We start from the raw sequence: 19,299 nt of genomic DNA on the forward strand, positions 1-19,299 counted from the left end.
GCACCAGGAGCCGCTGGACGTAAGGCGTCTCCCAGGCGAAGGGGAAGCACACCGTGGCACGCATCGGTGACGGCGGCGATCTGCTCAAGTGCTCGTTCTGCGGCAAGAGCCAGAAGCAGGTCAAGAAGCTCATCGCAGGCCCCGGTGTGTACATCTGCGACGAGTGCATCGATCTCTGCAACGAGATCATCGAGGAAGAACTCGCGGAGACGAGCGAGGTGCGCTGGGAGGAACTCCCCAAGCCCCGCGAGATCTACGAGTTCCTCGAGGGCTATGTGGTCGGCCAGGAGGCGGCGAAGAAGGCCCTCTCCGTCGCGGTGTACAACCACTACAAGCGGGTCCAGGCCGGGGAGCACGGCGGGGCCCAAGGCCGCGACGACGCCATCGAGTTGGCGAAGTCGAACATTCTGCTGCTGGGCCCCACGGGCTCCGGCAAGACACTGCTCGCCCAGACCCTGGCCCGCATGCTGAACGTGCCGTTCGCCATCGCCGACGCGACGGCGCTCACGGAGGCGGGCTATGTCGGCGAGGACGTCGAGAACATCCTGCTGAAGCTCATCCAGGCCGCCGACTACGACGTCAAGAAGGCCGAGACGGGCATCATCTACATCGACGAGATCGACAAGGTGGCCCGCAAGAGCGAGAACCCGTCGATCACGCGCGACGTGTCCGGCGAGGGCGTCCAGCAGGCCCTGCTGAAGATCCTGGAGGGCACCACGGCCTCGGTGCCCCCGCAGGGCGGCCGCAAGCACCCGCACCAGGAGTTCATCCAGATCGACACGACGAACGTGCTGTTCATCGTGGGCGGTGCCTTCGCGGGCCTGGAGAAGATCATCGAGTCCCGGGCGGGTGCCAAGGGCATCGGTTTCGGCGCGACGATCCGCTCCAAGCGGGAGCTGGAGTCCAAGGACCAGTTCGAGGACGTCATGCCCGAGGACCTGGTGAAGTTCGGGATGATCCCGGAGTTCATCGGCCGTCTGCCGGTCATCACCAGCGTGCACAACCTCGACCGCAAGGCGCTGCTCCAGATCCTCGTCGAGCCGCGCAACGCCCTGGTGAAGCAGTACCAGCGCCTCTTCGAACTCGACGGTGTGGAGCTGGACTTCGAGCGCGAGGCCCTGGAGGCCATCGCGGACCAGGCCATCCTGCGCCAGACGGGCGCCCGCGGTCTGCGCGCCATCATGGAGGAGGTCCTCCAGGCGGTGATGTACGAGGTGCCGTCCCGCAAGGACGTGGCCCGGGTGGTCATCACCGCCGATGTGGTCCTGTCGAACGTGAATCCGACTCTGATCCCCAGGGACGCGCGCGGCCGCGGCTCGGGCGAGCAGAAGACGGCGTAACCGCCTCCCGGTCACCCAGGACGCAGAGGGGCCCCGGCCAACCGGCCGGGGCCCCTTCGCCGTTGGTCCGCCGCCGCGTCAGATCTTGACGCGCACGTCGTCGCGGAGCTTGGTGGCGAGGTCCGCCGTCTCGTCGGCCGTGCCGCCGTTCCCGGCGGCCAGCGAGGCGAAGCTGAACGCCGTCACATCGGCCACCGTGCTGTGGTCGCCCCAGATGCAGATCGGCATGGTGACGCTCTTCGCGCCACCGGCCGCGCCCGCGGTGTCGTTCTGGAACTGGGCCACCTGGCACTTCATGACACCGTGCGAGAAGCCCGCCGGGTGCACCGTCTCCGGGCTGCCGAGCAGCTTGCCCTTGGTCGTGGTGTCCTTCTCCGACTCCGCCTTGATCTTGGCGAACATGGCGTCCACCACGGCCTCGGGCTTGTCGATGCTGCCGTAGACACCGCCGAAGGTGATGCTCTTGGCCGTGAGGCCCGAGCCGTTCTGGTATCCGGCGCTGACATCCTTGGGGTGCTTCACCCCCCACTTCTCGAAGTCCGCCAGGTCATTGCTGCTCATGGAGTCCGGGGCGCTGTCGCTGTCCGCCTTCTTGTACATGCCGCCGATGACCGCGGCCGGTGCCGTCAGCTTGTGCGGCCCGTCGTCCGCCACCGCGTCGCCGCCGCCTCCGCCGAGCACCAGCACGGCGCCCACGGCGATCGCCGCCACCACCGCGACACCCGCCACCGCGCCGATGACCAGCGCGGATTTCCGCCGTCCGCCGCCCGGTGCGGGCGGCTGCGGCACACCGTAGGACGCCTGGCCGTAGGGGGGCTGGCCGTAGGAGGGCTGTCCATAAGGCGGCTGCGGGGCGGACGGCTGCTGGCCGTAGGGCTGACCGTGGGGTCCCGCGGGGGGCTGCGGCTGGGCGTACGGGTTCTGCTCGGGCGGGACACCCGCCGGGGCCTGCTGCGGGTAGCCGTAGCCGGGACCCTGCGGGGGGCCGTAGGGGCCCGGCTGGCCGTACGGTCCGGGCTGCTGGGGCTGCCCGCCGTACGGGCCCGGCTGGTTGTTGCTCATGGTGGGGGTTCCCCTCCGGATGCTTATGCGTTTCCGACATCCTGGCGCACGTGGGAGGACCCGGGGTGCCGCGGGGCCCGCCGTTACCGGGGAATCCCGTTTCGGGACGGGGTCGTGACACCCCTAAACTGAGTCCGTGACCGATAACGCTCAGCAGCAGCCCACAGCGCCCGCCACCGAACTGCCGACCCAGTACGCGCCGGCCGATGTAGAGGGGCCGCTGTACGAGCGCTGGGTGGAGCGGGGTTACTTCGAGGCGGACGCGAAGAGCGACAAGCCGCCCTTCACCGTCGTCATCCCGCCGCCGAACGTCACCGGCAGCCTGCACCTCGGACACGCCTTCGAGCACACCCTGATCGACGCCGTGACCCGCCGCAAGCGCATGCAGGGCCACGAGACGCTGTGGCAGCCCGGCATGGACCACGCCGGCATCGCCACCCAGAACGTCGTCGAGCGCGAGCTGGGCAAGGAGGGCAAGTCCCGCCACGACCTCGGCCGCGAGGCGTTCGTCGAGCGCGTCTGGCAGTGGAAGGCCGAGTCCGGCGGGCAGATCTCCGGCCAGATGCGGCGCCTCGGCGACGGCGTCGACTGGACCCGTGAGCGCTTCACCATGGACGAGGGCCTCTCCCAGGCCGTCCAGACCATCTTCAAGCGGCTCTACGACGACGAGCTGATCTACCGCGCCGAGCGCATCATCAACTGGTGTCCGCGCTGCCTCACCGCCATCTCGGACATCGAGGTCGAGTACCAGGACGACGACGGCGAACTGGTCTCCATGCGGTACGGCGACGGGGACGAGAGCATCGTCGTCGCCACCACCCGCGCCGAGACCATGCTCGGCGACACCGCCGTCGCGGTCCACCCCGAGGACGAGCGCTACCGGCACCTGATCGGCAAGCTCATCAAGCTGCCGCTGACCGACCGCTCCATCCCGGTCGTCGCGGACGAGCACGTCGACCCCGAGTTCGGCACCGGCGCCGTCAAGGTGACCCCGGCCCACGACCCGAACGACTTCGAGATCGGCCAGCGCCACGACCTGCCGGCCATCACCGTGCTGGACGAGCACGCCGTCATCACCACCCACGGCCCCTTCCAGGGCCTGGACCGCTTCGAGGCCCGCTCCGCCATCGTCGCCGCCCTGCGCGCCGAGGGCCGGATCGTCGCCGAGAAGCGGCCCTACGTCCACTCCGTCGGCCACTGCTCGCGCTGCAAGACCACCATCGAGCCGCGCCTGTCCATGCAGTGGTGGGTCAAGGTCGGCCCGCTCGCCCAGGCCGCCGGTGACGCGGTCCGCGAGGGCAAGGTCAAGATCCACCCGCAGGAGATGGAGAAGCGGTACTTCGACTGGGTCGACAACCTCCATGACTGGTGCATCTCGCGCCAGCTGTGGTGGGGCCACCGCATCCCCGTCTGGTACGGCCCGAACGGCGAGATCGTCTGCGTCGGCCCCGACGAGCAGCCGCCCACGGGCGAGGGCTGGCACCAGGACACCGACGTCCTGGACACCTGGTTCTCCTCCGGCCTGTGGCCCTTCTCCACGCTGGGCTGGCCCGAGCAGACCGAGAGCCTCGCGAAGTTCTACCCGAACTCGATCCTGGTCACCGGCTACGACATCCTGTTCTTCTGGGTCGCCCGGATGATGATGTTCGGCCTCTACGCCATGGACGGCACCCCGCCGTTCCACACCATCGCCCTGCACGGCATGGTCCGCGACCAGTTCGGCAAGAAGATGTCGAAGTCCTTCGGCAACGCGGTCAACCCGCTGGACTGGATGGACAAGTACGGCTCGGACGCCCTGCGCTTCACCCTGGCCCGCGGCGCCAACCCGGGCGTCGACGTCCCGATCGGCGAGGACTGGGTCCAGGGCTCCCGCAACTTCGCCAACAAGATCTGGAACGCCACCCGCTTCGCGCTGATGAACGGCGCCACGGTGGAGGGCCCGCTGCCGGACGCCGCGCGCATGTCGGCCACCGACCGCTGGATCCTGTCCCGGCTGAACTCCGTGGTCGCCGAAGTCGACGCGCTCTACGAGGACTTCCAGTTCGCCAAGCTCTCCGACGCCCTCTTCCACTTCGCCTGGGACGAGGTCTTCGACTGGTACGTCGAGCTGTCCAAGACCACCTTCCAGGCGGGCGGCGAACCGGCCGAGGTCAGCAAGCGCGTCCTGGGCGAGGTCCTCGACGTCACCCTGCGGCTGCTGCACCCGGTCGTCCCCTTCGTCACCGAGACGCTGTGGACCACCCTCACCGGCGGCGAGTCCGTCGTCGTCGCCGAGTGGCCGAAGGCCGTGGCGGTCCCCGGGGCCGACACCCCGGGCGGCTTCCGTGACGAGGCCGCCGAGCGGGAGATCGAGACCCTCCAGTCGGTCATCACCGAGGTCCGCCGCTTCCGCGCCGACCAGGGCCTCCAGCCCGGCCAGCGCGTCCCGGCCCGGCTGACCCTGGACGGCACCGCGCTCGCCCCGCACGAGGCCGCCATCCGCCAGCTGCTGCGCCTCCAGCCGGAGGGCGAGGACTTCACGGCCACCGCGACCCTGCCGGTCTCGGGCGCCACGGTCGCGCTGGACCTGTCCGGCACGATCGACGTGGCGGCGGAGCGCAAGCGGCTCGCCAAGGACCTGGCCGCGGCCGAGAAGGAGAAGGCCCAGGCCACCGGCAAGCTCGGCAACGAGGCCTTCCTCGCCAAGGCACCCGACCAGGTCGTGGAGAAGATCCGCACCCGGCTCGCCAAGGCCGAGGAGGACATCTCCCGGATCCAGGCCCAGCTGGACCGCCTCCCGGCCGCCTGACCGGCACCGACGGTGAACGAAGGCCCCCGGAGCACCGCTCCGGGGGCCTTCGCCATGTTCGCCCCCGGCGCTCCGTAGACTGGCCCCGTGAGTGACCTGCCTCCGCGCGACCCCAACGAGAGCGACCCCAACGAGAACGATCCCTTCGAGGAGATCGTCGAGACCGAGACCACCCGTGATCCCGATCTCGCGGTGATCGAGGCCGGCAGCCGCACCCTGCGCACCCAGGGCGGCCCGCCGCAGGCCGATGTGCCCGCCCGTCCGGCCGACCCCCAGGTCGACCAGGCGCTGCGGGAGGTCGAGGCCGAGCTGGCCACCCGCTGGGGCGAGACCAAGCTGGAGCCGTCCGTCGACCGGATCGCCGCGCTGATGGACGTCCTCGGGGACCCGCAGCGCTCGTACCCCTCGATCCACATCACCGGTACCAACGGCAAGACCTCCACCGCCCGCATGATCGAGGCCCTGCTCGGCGCCTTCGACCTGCGCACCGGCCGGTACACCAGCCCGCACGTCCAGTCGATCACCGAGCGGATCAGCCTCGACGGCGCCCCCGTCTCCGCCGAGCGGTTCATCGAGACGTACCAGGACATCAAGCCGTACCTGGAGATGATCGACTCCGCGCAGGAGTACCGGCTCTCCTTCTTCGAGGTCCTCACCGGGATGGCCTACGCGGCCTTCGCGGACGCCCCCGTCGATGTCGCGGTCGTCGAGGTCGGCATGGGCGGCAGCTGGGACGCCACCAATGTGATCGACGGGGACGTCGCCGTCGTCACCCCCATCGACCTGGACCACACCGACCGGCTCGGCTCCACGCCCGGCGAGATCGCCGGGGAGAAGGCCGGGATCATCAAGCAGGACGCCACCGTCATCCTCGCCCAGCAGCCGGTCGACGCGGCCCAGGTGCTGCTGAAGAAGGCCGTGGAGGTCGACGCCACCGTGGCCCGCGAGGGCCTGGAGTTCGGTGTCGTCTCCCGGGAGGTCGCGGTGGGCGGCCAGCTCCTGACCCTGCGCGGCCTCGGCGGCGAGTACGACCAGGTGTATCTGCCGCTGCACGGCCCCTACCAGGCCCACAACGCCGCGGTGGCGCTCGCCGCCGTGGAGGCGTTCTTCGGCGTCGGCTCCCAGCGCCCCCAGCCGCTGGACATCGACACCGTCCGCCGGGCGTTCGCCACCGTGTCCTCCCCGGGCAGGCTGGAGGTTGTGCGCAGCTCCCCGACCGTCGTCCTGGACGCCGCGCACAACCCGGCGGGTGCCCGCGCCACGGCCGAGGCGGTGAGTGAGGCGTTCGACTTCAGCCGGCTGATCGCGGTCGTCGGCGCGAGCGGTGACAAGAACGTCCGGGGCCTGCTGGAGGCGTTCGAGCCGATCGTCGCCGAGGTCGTGGTCACCCAGAACTCCAGCCACCGGGCGATGGACGCCGACGAGCTGGCCGCGATCGCCGTGGAGATCTTCGGCGAGGAGCGCGTCCAGGTCGAGCCGCGGCTGCCCGACGCGCTGGAGGCCGCGATCACCCTCGCCGAGGAGGAGGGGGAGTACGCGGGCGCCGGAGTGCTCGTCACCGGCTCCGTCATCACCGTCGGCGAGGCCCGACTGCTCCTCGGGAAGGGCTGACTTCCGTCGTGCGTACGCTGTGTGCTTCCACCCTGATCGGCGAGTTCTTCGTCATCGGCTTCGCGGGCCTGGTCGCCATGAAGGACCCCGGCCTGTCCACCGCCACGGTCTGGACCGTCAGCGGTATCGCGATGGCGCTGAGCATCCTGCTGTGCGGCCTGCTGAGCCGCCCCGGCGGTGTGCAGCTGGGCTGGGCCCTCCAGATCGCGCTGATCGCCTCCGGGTTCTTCGTGCCGACCATGTTCTTCATGGGCGCGGTCTTCGCCGCGCTGTGGTGGGCGTCGGTCCACTTCGGCAGGAAGATCGACGAGGCCAAGGCCCGCTTCGCGGCGATGCAGGGCGACGAGGGCAGCCCGGCCGCTTCGTAGCGCGTGAGGGGCCGGGGCCCGGCCTGACGCTGCGTAACGGTCACCCGAATCGGCCCTGTACCCTCTACGCACCGCACCACCTTGATGAAGGAGCCCCCCTCGTGACGTCGCGCACCCTCGTCCTCCTCAAGCCCGACGCCGTCCGTCGAGGACTGATCGGCGAGATCATCAGCCGTATCGAGCGCAAGGCCGGCTGGACCATCAGCGCGCTGGAGCTGCGCACGCTGGACCAGGAGACGCTGGAGCAGCACTACGGCGAGCACCAGGGCAAGCCCTTCTACGAGCCGCTGGTGGAGTTCATGGCCTCCGGCCCGGTCGTCGCGCTGGTCGTCGAGGGTGAGCGCGTCATCGAGGGGGTGCGCGCGCTCGCCGGTCCGACCGACCCGATCGCCGCCGCGCCCGGTTCCATTCGCGGTGACTACGGTGTGATCGTGCGTGAGAACCTGGTGCACGCCTCCGACTCGGCGGAGTCCGCCGAGCGCGAGCTGAAGATCTTCTTCCCGGGCCGCTTCTGAGGTGTCCGGACGCTTCCCGGCGTCCGGATGATGAACTTTCGATCCCGTCATGTGAACAATTGCCGAGGTTTCCCGGTGTCACCCGGAGGCATGATCAAGGGCGGCCGGTGAACCGGTCGAACAAAACCGGCCGGTCCTTGGCATATGCGTATCGTTCGGGGGAACGGCTACCCCCGAACGCCCGTCTCCAGAAGCGAGGCGACGCGTCATCTGCTGACAATGGCGAAGACCCTCGCGCAGTGTTTCGTGCGGGCGAGACTACGATGTAAGCCTTCACGTCACAGCACCCACTTCGCCGCCCCAAATAAAGCCGTCATAAGCTCAACTTGGGAAGGCCAGACGAATCCTGATGGGGAACTCAATGTCGTTCATCGGCCGTGACATGGCTGTCGACCTCGGGACCGCCAACACGCTGGTGTACGTCAGGGGCCGAGGGATCGTACTCAACGAGCCGTCGGTCGTCGCGATCAACACCAACACGGGCGGCATTCTCGCGGTCGGCGCGGAAGCCAAGAAGATGATCGGCCGGACCCCGGGCAACATCGTCGCCGTGCGCCCGCTGAAGGACGGCGTCATCGCCGACTTCGAGATCACCGAGCGGATGCTCCGCTACTTCATTCTGAAGATTCACAAGCGGCGTTATCTCGCGCGTCCGCGCGTGGTGGTCTGCGTTCCCTCGGGTATCACGGGCGTCGAGCGCCGCGCCGTCATCGAGGCCTCCTCCCAGGCCGGTGCCCGCCAGGTGCACATCATCGAGGAGCCCATGGCGGCCGCCATCGGCTCGGGCCTGCCGGTCCACGAGGCCACCGGCAACATGGTGGTGGACATCGGCGGCGGCACCACCGAGGTCGCGGTCATCTCGCTCGGCGGCATCGTCACCGCCCAGTCCATCCGCGTCGCGGGCGACGAGCTGGACAACGCGATCATCCAGCACGTCAAGAAGGAGTACTCCCTCCTCCTGGGCGAGCGCACGGCCGAGCAGATCAAGATCACGATCGGTTCCGCCTATGAGCTGGACGCCGACGAGCACACCGAGATCCGCGGCCGGGACCTGGTCTCCGGCCTCCCCAAGACCGTGGTCATCTCCGCCGCCGAGGTCCGCAAGGCCATCGAGGAACCGGTCAACGCGATCGTGGACGCGGTCAAGACCACCCTCGACAAGTGCCCGCCCGAGCTGTCCGGCGACGTCATGGACCGCGGCATCGTCCTCACCGGCGGCGGCGCCCTGCTGCGCGGCCTCGACGAGCGGCTCCGCCGGGAGACCGGCATGCCGATCCACATCGCCGAGGACCCGCTGGACAGCGTGGCGCTCGGCTCCGGCAAGTGCGTCGAGGAGTTCGAGGCGCTCCAGCAGGTACTGGACGCCCAGCCGCGCCGATGACGCGACGCGCCGAGTCCGCCGTACGAGACGATCGCCTCTCGTGCGGCGGATCGTTGATATAGAGGCATTAGCTCTTTACACCCCCGGGTTCCCCTACACATTCCGACGAGGAAGGCACGGCCGCCGCACGTGAGGGACACACGAGAGAGCCGACTGCTCCTGGTGCTGCTGATCGCGATCGCGTTCGCGCTGATCACGGTGGACATCCGCGGCGGCCAGGACTCACCGGTCGAAGGTGCCCGCCAGGTCGCCGCCACGGCCTTCGGCCCGATCGAGAACGGGGTGTCGTCCGCGGTCGACCCCGTCGGCAACGCGATCTCGGCCGTGCGCGACTCCACGCGGCGGCACGACCGCATCGCCCAACTCGAGCAGGCCAACGCCAAGTTGAAGGCGAAGCTCGGCAGCGACGACCGCAACCGCAGCCGCCTCAACCAGCTCGACAAGATGATCCGGGTGGCGGGTGAGGGGCAGTACGGCATCAAGGGCGCCGAGGTCATCGCCATAGGAGCAGCCCAGGGCTTCTCCTGGACCGTCACCATCGACGTCGGCGCCCGGGACGGCATCAAGCGCGACATGACCGTCCTGAACGGCGACGGACTGGTCGGCCGCATCACCACCGTGGGCCCCGACACCTCCACCGTGCTGCTGGCCAACGACCCCGACTTCACCGTGGGCACCCGCCTGGAGGGCAGCGACGAACTCGGCTTCGCCTCCGGGCAGGGCGACCGCCCGCTGCGCGTCCAGCTCCTCAACGGCAAGGCCGATGTGAAGAAGGGCGCCCGCCTGGTCACCTTCGGCTCCGAGGCCGACAAGCCCTTCGTCCCCGGCGTCCCGGTCGGTACGGTGTCCCGGATCGACCCGTCCGGCGGCGGTCTGACCCGCACCATCTATGTGAAGCCGTTCGCCTCCTTCAGCAGCCTCGACATCGTCGGTGTCGTCGTCCAGGCGCCGAAGAAGGACCCGCGCGACACCGTCCTGCCCCCCAAGCCCCAGCCGACGCCCACCCCGACCGTGACCGTCACCGTCACGCCCTCGGCGTCCGACGACCGCCAGTCGTACGACGACAGCGACCAGTAGCGAAGCCCCAGGAGCCGAACCCGATGCGCCTCAACCGGATGCTGCTCTCCACCGCTCTGGTGGTCGTCGCCCTGGTCGTCCAGGTGAGCGTCCTTGCCCGCCTGCATCTGCCGGGCGCCGTCCCGGACCTGGTGCTCCTGACCGTCGTCGCCCTCGCCCTGGTCTACGGCCATGTCGGCGGCTGCCTCGTCGGCTTCGGCGCCGGACTGCTCTCCGACCTGGCCCCACCCGCCGACCACGCCGCCGGCCGCTATGCCCTGGTGCTCTGCGTCATCGGCTATCTCGCCGGGCTCGCCAAGCCCGAGAACGGCCGCCTGAAGTCCGCCAGCGGCCCCATGTTCGTGGTGGTCGCCGCCGCGATCGGCTCCACCCTGCTCTACGCGGGCGTCGGCGCCCTCGTCGGTGACACCGCCGCCCGCCATGTGGGCCTCACCAGCCTGCTGGCCACCGCCGCCGCCTACGACCTGCTGCTGGCGCCCTTCGTGGTGCCCGGCATCATGGCCCTGGCCCGCCGTATCGACAACGACCCGCTCGCCGAGACCGGTTCCGCCAAGGCGGCCGACGTCTCCTCCGGCTGGCTCTCCTCCGGCACCGGACTGCGCATCGGCAGCCAGCGCGGGGTCCTGCGGGTCAAGGCGGCCAAGGCCCGGGTGGCCCGGGCCGGACGCATCAAGGGGGTCAAGCGGCTGTGACCCGCACCCGCCCGGCCGCCCGGCCGCACAGGTTGGTCGTGTACTCGTATGACGCGTACGCGCATCACGGCGGGGCGAGAGCAGCCACCGACCCCCGCCCGATCCCCGCAGCCACCCCCGACCCCAGTGGGCCTTGCCGATGACTAACATCCCCGAGACCGGGCGGACCCCCAGGGTCCAGATCCGGCTGGTCGTCATCCAGATCCTCGTCCTCTCCCTCCTCGGCACGCTCGGCGCCCGCCTCTGGTACCTCCAGATCCGCAACGGCTCCGAATACGCCAAGGAGGCCTCCGGCAACCATGTCCAGCAGGTCGTCCAGCCCGCCGTGCGCGGCGACATACTGGACGCCAGGGGAGTGCCCCTCGCCGACAACGAGACCCGGCTCGTGGTCTCCGCCTCCCGCACCGACCTGCTGAAGATGAAGGACGACGGCAAAGGCGTCCTCACCAAGCTGGCCGGGGTCCTCGGCATGAAGCCGCAGGACGTCACGGACAAGGTCCGGCTCTGCGACGCCAAGACGCCGCAGCCCTGCTGGAACGGCTCCCCGTACCAGCCGATCCCCATCACCGACGAGGCCACCCCCCGCCAGGCCCTCCAGATCCGCGAGCGCTCCGAGGACTTCCCCGGCATCACCGCCGAGCCCGAGGCCGTGCGCCGCTACCCGAGCCCCGGCGAGGCCAACACCGCCCAGGTCCTCGGCTATCTCTCGCCGGTCACCGACGACGAGATCCAGCAGGCCAAGGACACCGACTCGCCCTATCTGCGCTCCGACATGGTGGGCCGCTCCGGCCTTGAGCGCCAGTACGACAAGGCGCTGCGCGGCAAGGCGGGCGTCACCCGCTACGAGGTGGACAACCTCGGCCGGGTCATCGGCAAGGCCAAGAGCGACGCCGCCGAGGCCGGCTCCAACCTGGTCACCAGCATCGACGCACGCGTCCAGCGGGTCGCCGAGTACGAGCTGGACAACGCGATGAAGGTCGCGCGCGGCCAGTACGACGACATCACCGGCGAGAACTACAAGGCGGACTCCGGTGCCGTCGTGGTGATGGAGGCCAAGACCGGCCGGATCGTCGCCATGGCGTCCGCCCCGACCTACGACCCCAACGTCTGGGTCGGCGGCATCTCCGCCAAGGACTACCAGCAGCTCACCGGCAAGGACTCCGACTACCCGCTGCTCAACCGGGCCATCCAGGGCCAGTCCGCCCCCGGCTCCACCTTCAAGGTGGTCTCCACCGCGGCCGCCGTCGAGGCCGGTTACCCCTTCGACGGGCACTACCCCTGCACCAGCTCGTACTCGGTCGGCAGCCAGGTCTTCAAGAACTTCGAGGGCGAGAACTTCGGCCCGATCTCCCTGGGCCGCGCCCTGGAGGTCTCCTGCGACACCGTCTTCTACGGCCTCGCGGACAACGAGTGGAAGAAGGACGGCGGCATCAACCCCAAGAAGGGGGAGCCCAAGGACTACTTCTTCAAGGCCGCCCACCAGTTCGGCCTGGGCAAGCCCACCGGCATCGACCTCCCCAACGAGGTCTCCGGCCGCGTCCCCGACCGCCAGTGGAAGCAGAAGTACTGGGACGCCAACAAGGACGCCTGGTGCAAGACCGGCAAGAAGGACGGCGACTACGTCCAGAAGATCGCCTACGAGAACTGCCTCGAAGGCAACAAGCTGCGCGAGGGTGACGCGATCAACTATTCCATCGGCCAGGGCGACACGCTCCTGACGCCGATCCAGGAGGCCGTCATCTACTCGGCGATCTCCAACGGCGGCACCCTGTGGGACCCGTCCATCGGCAAGGCCGTCGTCAGCCCCGACGGCAAGCACATCAGCGAGATCAAGCCCAAGTCCCACGGCCGGCTGCCCATCAGCGCCAAGACCCGGGACGTGATGGAGGAGGCCCTCGCGGGCGTCGTCACCCGCGGTACCGCCGCCTGGAAGTTCGGCGGCTGGCCCCAGGACAAGATCCCGCTGCACGCCAAGACCGGTACCGCCGAGGTCTACGGCAAGCAGACCACCTCCTGGCTGGCCACCTACTCCAAGGACTACGCGGTCATCATGACGATCGCCCAGGCCGGTACGGGTTCCGGCGCCTCCGGTGGGGCCGTGCACAACATCTACAACGCCCTGTACGGCGTCCAGAAGGACGGCTCGATCGACAAGAGCAAGGCCCTGCTCCCCACCCCGCAGCAGGGACTGCCCAAGATCAACCCCGATGGCACCATCGCGGCGCAGAAGGTCGGTAAGTACGACCCCGACGCCGACCAGGCCACCGGCGAGGACCAGGACCAGCAGGGGAACGGCAACAGCACCCCGGCGGCCACCGTGCCCTCGCCCACCGCGAGCAACCGCCGCACCGCCCGGCGCCCGGCCCGCCCGAAGAAGAGGCGGAGGACCCTCGCATGACCGGCGCGAACAACTTCTCCGTCTCCGGCTACGGGCCCGAGCGCGCGAGCTGGACGCGGATCTTCGCCCGCGACGGCCTGGCCCGGCGGCTCGACTGGCCGATACTGCTGTCGGCCCTCGCCCTGTCCCTGATCGGCACGGCCCTCGTCTACTCGGCGACCCGCAACCGCACCGAGATCAACCAGGGCGACCCGTACTACTTCCTGATCCGCCATCTGATGAACACCGGCATCGGGCTCGCCCTGATGGTCGGCACGATCTGGCTCGGCCACCGCACCCTGCGCACGGCCGTGCCGATCCTCTACGGCCTCTCGCTCATGCTGGTCCTGCTGGTGCTCACCCCGCTCGGCGCCACCATCAACGGCAACCGCAACTGGATCGTCTTCGGCGGCGGTTTCTCCCTCCAGCCCTCCGAGTTCGTGAAGATCACGATCATCCTGGGCATGGCCATGCTGCTCTCGGCCCGGGTCGACGCGGGCGACAAACCGCACCCCGACCACCGGACCGTGGCACAGGCCCTGGGACTGGCCGCCGTCCCGATGATGATCGTCATGCTGATGCCCGACCTCGGCTCGACGATGGTCATGGCGGTCACCGTGCTGGGCGTGCTGCTCGCCTCCGGCGCCTCCAACCGCTGGATCTTCGGCCTGCTCGGCACGGGCGCCCTGGGGGCGGTCGCCATATGGCAGCTGCACATCCTGGACCAGTACCAGATCAACCGCTTCGCCGCCTTCGCCAACCCCAGCCTCGACCCGGCGGGCGTCGGCTACAACACCAACCAGGCGCGCATCGCGATCGGTTCGGGCGGGCTCACCGGCGCGGGCCTCTTCCACGGCTCCCAGACCACCGGCCAGTTCGTGCCCGAGCAGCAGACCGACTTCGTCTTCACGGTCGCGGGCGAGGAACTGGGCTTCATCGGCGCGGGCCTGATCCTCGTCCTGCTCGGCGTCGTGCTGTGGCGCGCCTGCCGGATCGCCCGCGACTCGACCGAGCTGTACAGCACGATCGTCGCCTCGGGCATCATCGCCTGGTTCGTCTTCCAGGCCTTCGAGAACATCGGGATGACCCTCGGCATCATGCCGGTCGCGGGCCTGCCCCTGCCGTTCGTGTCCTACGGCGGCTCCTCCATGTTCGCCGTCTGGATAGCGGTGGGGCTGTTGCAGTCGATCCGGGTGCAGCGGCCGATGTCGGCGTAGCGGCAGACGCAGCCGAATGCGGAGGGGGCCCCGGCAGGACGGGGCCCCCTCCGCATTCGCGAGGCCGGGCGGGGACCGGTGGCGCTCCGCCGAGGGCCGGGCGCTCTGCGGCGGCCCGGGCGGGGGAGCGGTGGTGTCTGGCAGTGGGGCGCCTTCCGGACGAACACTGACGAGCCCCGGCGAACCCTGCCCTCCCGCCCCGATTGCCACTAGATTCGCTCCATGGTGGACACACAGCGCGAGATCGAACGCAAGTACGAGGTCGCGACCGGTGACGACCTGCCCGACCTGACCGCCGTCGGCGGCGTCCGTGCCGTCGTCGACCAGGGCACCGCCGAACTCGACGCCACCTACTACGACACCGCCGACGCCAGGCTGGCCGACGCCTCCCTGACCCTGCGCCGCCGCACCGGGGGCAAGGACGCGGGCTGGCATCTCAAACTGCCGGTCGCCGAGGGCGTACGCGACGAGATCCGCGCCCCGCTCTCCGACACCGTCCCCGCGCACCTCCGCGACCTCGTCCGCTCCCGGGTCCGGGGCGTCGCGCTCGTCCCCGTCGTCCGCCTGCGCTCCTCCCGCGCCACACGCCACCTTCTCGACGCCGACGGCACCCTGCTCGCCGAGATCAGCCTCGACCGGGTGCACGCCGAGCGGCTCAGCGGCGGCACCGGCACCGCCGACTGGACCGAGATCGAGGTCGAACTCGCCGACAACGGCGACCCCGCCTTCCTCGACAAGGTCGACAAGAAACTCCGCAAGGCGGGCGTACGGCGCTCCTCGGCCGCCTCCAAACTGGCCAGAGCACTGGAGGAGACCGGCGGCCGCCCCGGCCCCGCCGCGCCCGGCACCCACCGGCCGCCCACCGACGCCCAGCCCGCCACCGCGGGCGACCATGTCCTCGCCTATGTCCGCGCCCAGCGCGACGCCCTGGTCGCACTGGACCCCTCGGTGCGCCGGGACCTCTTCGACTCCGTCCACTCCATGCGGGTCGCCACCCGGCGGCTGCGCAGCACCTTCCGCTCCTTCGGCACGGTCCTGGACCCCCGGGTCACCGACCCGGTCGCCGAGGACCTGAAGTGGCTGGCGGGCGAGCTGGGCGTGGACCGCGACCGCGAGGTCCTCACCGAACACCTGACCCGGGCCGTGTCCGAACTGCCCGGCCCTCTGGTCGGCGGCCCGGTCCGCAACCGTCTGCGCGCCTGGTCCGACGCCCGCCGCGGCGGCTCCCGGCGCCGTCTGACCTCCGTACTCGACGGCGAGCGTTATCTCGGCCTGCTCAACGCCCTCGACGCCCTGATCACCGACCCGCCCCTGCTGAAGGCGTCCGCCAAGGACCCCGGGACGGTGCTCACCCGGGCCGTCCACAAGGACTTCCACAAGGTCGCCGAACTGATCGGCCGGGCCCTGGACCTGCCCCCGGGCCACGACCGGGACACCGCGCTGCACGAGGCCCGCAAGAAGGCCAAGCGCACCCGGTACGCCGCCGAGGCCACCACCCCCGCGCTGGGCAGGCCCGCCCGGGCGCTGCTCACGTCGATGAAGTCGCTCCAGACCCTGCTGGGCGAGCACCAGGACAGCGTGCTGGTCCGCGACGCCCTGCTGGAGCTGTCGGCCCTGGCGGACAAGGCCCGGGAGAGTTCCTTCACCTACGGGGTGCTGTACGGCCGGGAGGAACAGCGGGCGGCGGCCGCGGAGGCGGCACTGCCCGAGGTGTGGCGGACGCTGCGGGCCGCGACCTCCTTCTGAGCCGGAGACCGGACCGCCGCCCACCCGGGTGCCACGACGGTCCGGCGAGGAGCCGGGATCGCGTTACGCTTGATGGTCATCCCCGTCAGCCCCTCTGACGGCCATCATTCCCAGCTCTTCGTCCCCTCCCCGCTCAGGAAAGTCGCGAGATGTCTGCCGAATCGGTCTTCCCGCAGCTCGAGGCCCTGCTCCCGCACGTGCAGAAGCCGATCCAGTACGTCGGCGGGGAGCTGAACTCCACCGTCAAGCCGTGGGACTCCTGTGACGTCCGCTGGGCGCTCATGTACCCCGACGCGTACGAGGTCGGTCTGCCCAACCAGGGCGTCATGATCCTCTACGAGGTCCTGAACGAGCAGGAGGGCGTCCTCGCCGAGCGCACCTACAGCGTGTGGCCGGACCTGGAGGCCCTGATGCGGGAGCACGACGTCCCGCAGTTCACGGTGGACAGCCACCGCCCGGTCAAGTCCTTCGACGTGCTCGGCATGTCCTTCTCCACCGAGCTGGGCTACACCAACATGCTGACGGCCCTGGACCTGGCGGGCATCCCGCTGGAGGCCCGGGACCGCACCGTCGACGACCCGATCGTGATGGCCGGCGGCCACGCGGCCTTCAACCCCGAGCCGATCGCCGACTTCATCGACTGCGCGGTGATCGGCGACGGCGAACAGGCCGTCCTGGAGGCCACCGCGATCGTCCGCGCCTGGAAGCAGGAGGGCCGCCCCGGCGGCCGCGAGGAACTCCTCCTCCGCCTGGCGAAGACCGGCGGGGTCTACGTCCCGGGCTTCTACGACGTCGAGTACCTCCCCGACGGCCGTATCGGCCGGGTCGTCCCCAACCGGTCGGGCGTCCCGTGGCGCGTGTCCAAGCACACCGTCATGGACCTCGACGAGTGGCCGTACCCGAAGCAGCCGCTGGTGCCCCTCGCCGAGACGGTCCACGAACGGATGTCCGTGGAGATCTTCCGCGGCTGCACCCGCGGCTGCCGCTTCTGCCAGGCGGGCATGATCACCCGCCCGGTGCGCGAGCGCTCGATCACGGGCATCGGCGACATGGTCGAGAAGGGCCTGAAGGCGACGGGCTTCGAGGAGGTCGGCCTGCTCTCCCTGTCCTCCGCGGACCACTCCGAGATCGGCGACATCGCCAAGGGCCTCGCGGACCGCTACGAGGAGGACAAGATCGGCCTTTCCCTCCCCTCCACCCGCGTGGACGCCTTCAACATCGACCTCGCGGACGAGCTGACCCGCAACGGCCGCCGCTCGGGCCTCACCTTCGCCCCCGAGGGCGGCTCCGAGCGCATCCGCAAGGTCATCAACAAGATGGTCTCGGAAGAGGACCTGATCAGGACCGTCGCCACCGCCTACGGCAACGGCTGGCGCCAGGTGAAGCTGTACTTCATGTGCGGCCTGCCCACCGAGACCGACGAGGACGTCCTCCAGATCGCCGACATGGCGACCCATGTCATCCAGAAGGGCCGCGAGGTCTCCGGCTCCGGCGACATCCGCTGCACGGTCTCCATCGGCGGCTTCGTGCCCAAGCCCCACACCCCCTTCCAGTGGGCCCCGCAGCTGTCGGCGGAGGACACCGACGCGCGCCTCGAAAAGCTCCGCGACAAGATCCGCGGCGACAAGAAGTACGGCCGCTCGATCGGCTTCCGCTACCACGACGGCAAGCCGGGCATCGTCGAGGGCCTCCTCTCCCGCGGCGACCGCCGCATCGGCGCGGTGATCCGCGCGGTCTACGAGGACGGCGGCCGCTTCGACGGCTGGCGCGAACACTTCTCCTACGACCGCTGGATGACCTGCGCCGACAAGGCCCTGCCAGCCTTCGGCGTGGACGTCGACTGGTACACCACCCGCGAACGCACCTACGAGGAAGTCCTCCCCTGGGACCACCTCGACTCGGGCCTGGACAAGGACTGGCTCTGGGAGGACTGGCAGGACGCCCTCGACGAAACAGAAGTCGAAGACTGCCGCTGGACCCCGTGCTTCGACTGCGGAGTCTGCCCGCAGATGGATACGGCCATACAAATTGGCCCGACCGGCAAGAAATTGCTGCCCTTGACGGTCAAGAACGGTGGTCCGACGCCGGCTTCGGGTGGTCATGCGCACTGACGTGGGCGAGACACTCGATCGGGTGGTTGAGGCGCTGGCGGGGGTGAGCGAGGACGAGGTGGCTGCTGCGCTGGCTGCGGTCGGCGCTTCGGTCGCTCGCCCGTCGGCGCAGTTGGCGTCCCCCCGGACTCCGCTACCGAGCCCAAGGAGCGCCTCGCGAATCGTCTCCGAGGTGGATTGGGTCTGAGGAATCAGCGCCCACGAGCTACGCGTCTGTGTCGTCGTCGGCTTCGGTAGCCGATGGACCGACGAACACCGCCAGGTAGCGGAACTCGCCGCCTGTTCCGCCCTGCTCGGAGTACATGTCCCATTCGAGGGGGTAGGTGCCTCGCAGACTGCATGTGTTCGGTTCGTAGGTCCCCTCGGCCCAGAGCAGAGTCCCGGCGAGCTCCCGTCCGTGGTGTATCCGGAAGTCATGATCCCGAGTACGTTGGCGGCCGGGGCCCGGCGGGTTCCACAGGGACGCCTCGTTGGTCAGGATGAGGGCAAGACCGTTCTGGCCGGGCTGATGGCAGAAGCGCTCCAGCCTCGCTATGTCCCGTACAAAGTGCAGGCGGGCGAGGTCGGTGGCGCCATGCGCCTTCAAGGCGTAGTCCTCGACCGGAACGCCGGCCTTGCCTGTCCAAGCTCGGGTGAAGTACTTGAATTCGATCGCAGTGCGGTCCCCAGGACCGAGGCACTGAAGGTCTAGATACTCGGTCTTACCCGACCCTCGCTGCGGCACCTCAAGTCTAGAGTGCACGTCTGGTGCCAACTCCCAGAGCAAGCGGGCAAAACTGTGCTGAAGGTCGGACTCAGAGTGGAAGACTGGCCGATGCCGACACAGCTTCGCCATGACGTCGTCGAGTGAGACCCGTCCAGCAATGGTTCTCATGCGGTCCCTCGGTGCCGTGGTCACGGCGCCATTGAAGTCGCCCCGCGCCTCAACTCTCAAGCCCTGTGCGTCTCATGAGACCCATTGGGAGGGCTCGTAGGTGTGCAGTGGCATGCAGGGGCGCAGTTGGATCGGTATGG

14 protein-coding genes are annotated in these 19,299 nt (G+C 69.6%); 12 read left to right on the forward strand and 2 right to left on the reverse strand.

The features are described from left to right. The first annotated feature begins 53 nt into the window (after positions 1-53). A complete protein-coding gene (gene clpX / locus ACIHAA_RS07445) occupies positions 54-1,340 on the forward strand; it encodes an ATP-dependent Clp protease ATP-binding subunit ClpX (protein ID WP_399814165.1) in 1,287 nt (428 codons plus the stop codon). A 78-nt stretch (positions 1,341-1,418) separates the two neighbouring features. Here clpX and ACIHAA_RS07450 read toward each other — a convergent pair whose 3' ends face one another. Further along, positions 1,419-2,402 carry a hypothetical protein gene (locus tag ACIHAA_RS07450; protein ID WP_399814167.1) on the reverse strand — a complete coding sequence of 328 codons (984 nt, stop codon included), beginning with the start codon at positions 2,400-2,402 and terminating at the stop codon, positions 1,419-1,421. 136 nt (positions 2,403-2,538) lie between these two features. Here ACIHAA_RS07450 and ACIHAA_RS07455 point away from each other — a divergent pair, with 136 nt between their 5' ends. The 11 genes from ACIHAA_RS07455 to ACIHAA_RS07505 all read left to right on the forward strand — a co-directional run bounded on the left by ACIHAA_RS07455 (position 2,539) and on the right by ACIHAA_RS07505 (position 18,285). Further along, positions 2,539-5,190 (forward strand): valine--tRNA ligase, encoded by a 2,652-nt coding sequence (locus tag ACIHAA_RS07455; RefSeq protein WP_399814169.1) that lies wholly within the window; start codon positions 2,539-2,541, stop codon positions 5,188-5,190. A gap of 87 nt (positions 5,191-5,277) precedes the next feature. Further along, positions 5,278-6,801 carry a bifunctional folylpolyglutamate synthase/dihydrofolate synthase gene (locus ACIHAA_RS07460; RefSeq protein WP_399814171.1) on the forward strand — a complete coding sequence of 508 codons (1,524 nt, stop codon included), beginning with the start codon at positions 5,278-5,280 and terminating at the stop codon, positions 6,799-6,801. An 8-nt stretch (positions 6,802-6,809) separates the two neighbouring features. Beyond that, the gene (locus ACIHAA_RS07465; RefSeq protein WP_399814173.1) at positions 6,810-7,169 is read left to right on the forward strand and encodes a DUF4233 domain-containing protein; all 360 of its coding nucleotides are present in this window, start codon (positions 6,810-6,812) and stop codon (positions 7,167-7,169) included. A gap of 101 nt (positions 7,170-7,270) precedes the next feature. Beyond that, positions 7,271-7,684, forward strand: coding sequence for a nucleoside-diphosphate kinase (ndk, locus tag ACIHAA_RS07470; RefSeq protein WP_399814175.1), 414 nt, complete (start codon positions 7,271-7,273; stop codon positions 7,682-7,684). Between the two features lie 361 nt (positions 7,685-8,045). Beyond that, positions 8,046-9,065: a rod shape-determining protein gene (locus ACIHAA_RS07475; protein ID WP_252421539.1), complete on the forward strand. Its 1,020-nt coding sequence runs from the start codon at positions 8,046-8,048 to the stop codon at positions 9,063-9,065. 129 nt (positions 9,066-9,194) lie between these two features. Further along, a complete protein-coding gene (gene mreC / locus ACIHAA_RS07480) occupies positions 9,195-10,142 on the forward strand; it encodes a rod shape-determining protein MreC (protein ID WP_399814178.1) in 948 nt (315 codons plus the stop codon). A 23-nt stretch (positions 10,143-10,165) separates the two neighbouring features. Further along, the gene (gene mreD / locus ACIHAA_RS07485) at positions 10,166-10,834 is read left to right on the forward strand and encodes a rod shape-determining protein MreD (RefSeq protein WP_399814180.1); all 669 of its coding nucleotides are present in this window, start codon (positions 10,166-10,168) and stop codon (positions 10,832-10,834) included. Between the two features lie 139 nt (positions 10,835-10,973). Continuing rightward, complete coding sequence (gene mrdA / locus ACIHAA_RS07490) at positions 10,974-13,232, forward strand: penicillin-binding protein 2 (protein WP_399814182.1); 2,259 nt, start codon at positions 10,974-10,976, stop codon at positions 13,230-13,232. Next, positions 13,229-14,428, forward strand: coding sequence for a rod shape-determining protein RodA (gene rodA, locus ACIHAA_RS07495; protein ID WP_399814183.1), 1,200 nt, complete (start codon positions 13,229-13,231; stop codon positions 14,426-14,428). The genes mrdA and rodA overlap by 4 nt, the downstream gene beginning before the upstream one ends. Before the next feature lie 222 nt (positions 14,429-14,650). Then, entirely contained in the window at positions 14,651-16,174 is a 1,524-nt protein-coding gene (locus ACIHAA_RS07500; RefSeq protein WP_399814185.1) for a CHAD domain-containing protein, read from the forward strand. Positions 16,175-16,323: 149 nt separating this feature from the next. Next, entirely contained in the window at positions 16,324-18,285 is a 1,962-nt protein-coding gene (locus ACIHAA_RS07505; protein ID WP_399814186.1) for a TIGR03960 family B12-binding radical SAM protein, read from the forward strand. Between the two features lie 205 nt (positions 18,286-18,490). Here ACIHAA_RS07505 and ACIHAA_RS07510 read toward each other — a convergent pair whose 3' ends face one another. Next, positions 18,491-18,871: a hypothetical protein gene (locus tag ACIHAA_RS07510; RefSeq protein WP_399814188.1), complete on the reverse strand. Its 381-nt coding sequence runs from the start codon at positions 18,869-18,871 to the stop codon at positions 18,491-18,493. Between the last annotated feature and the right edge of the window lie 428 nt (positions 18,872-19,299).

Origin of the sequence: Streptomyces sp. NPDC052040, from assembly GCF_044548405.1 — a bacterium.
Lineage (GTDB): Bacteria > Actinomycetota > Actinomycetes > Streptomycetales > Streptomycetaceae > Streptomyces.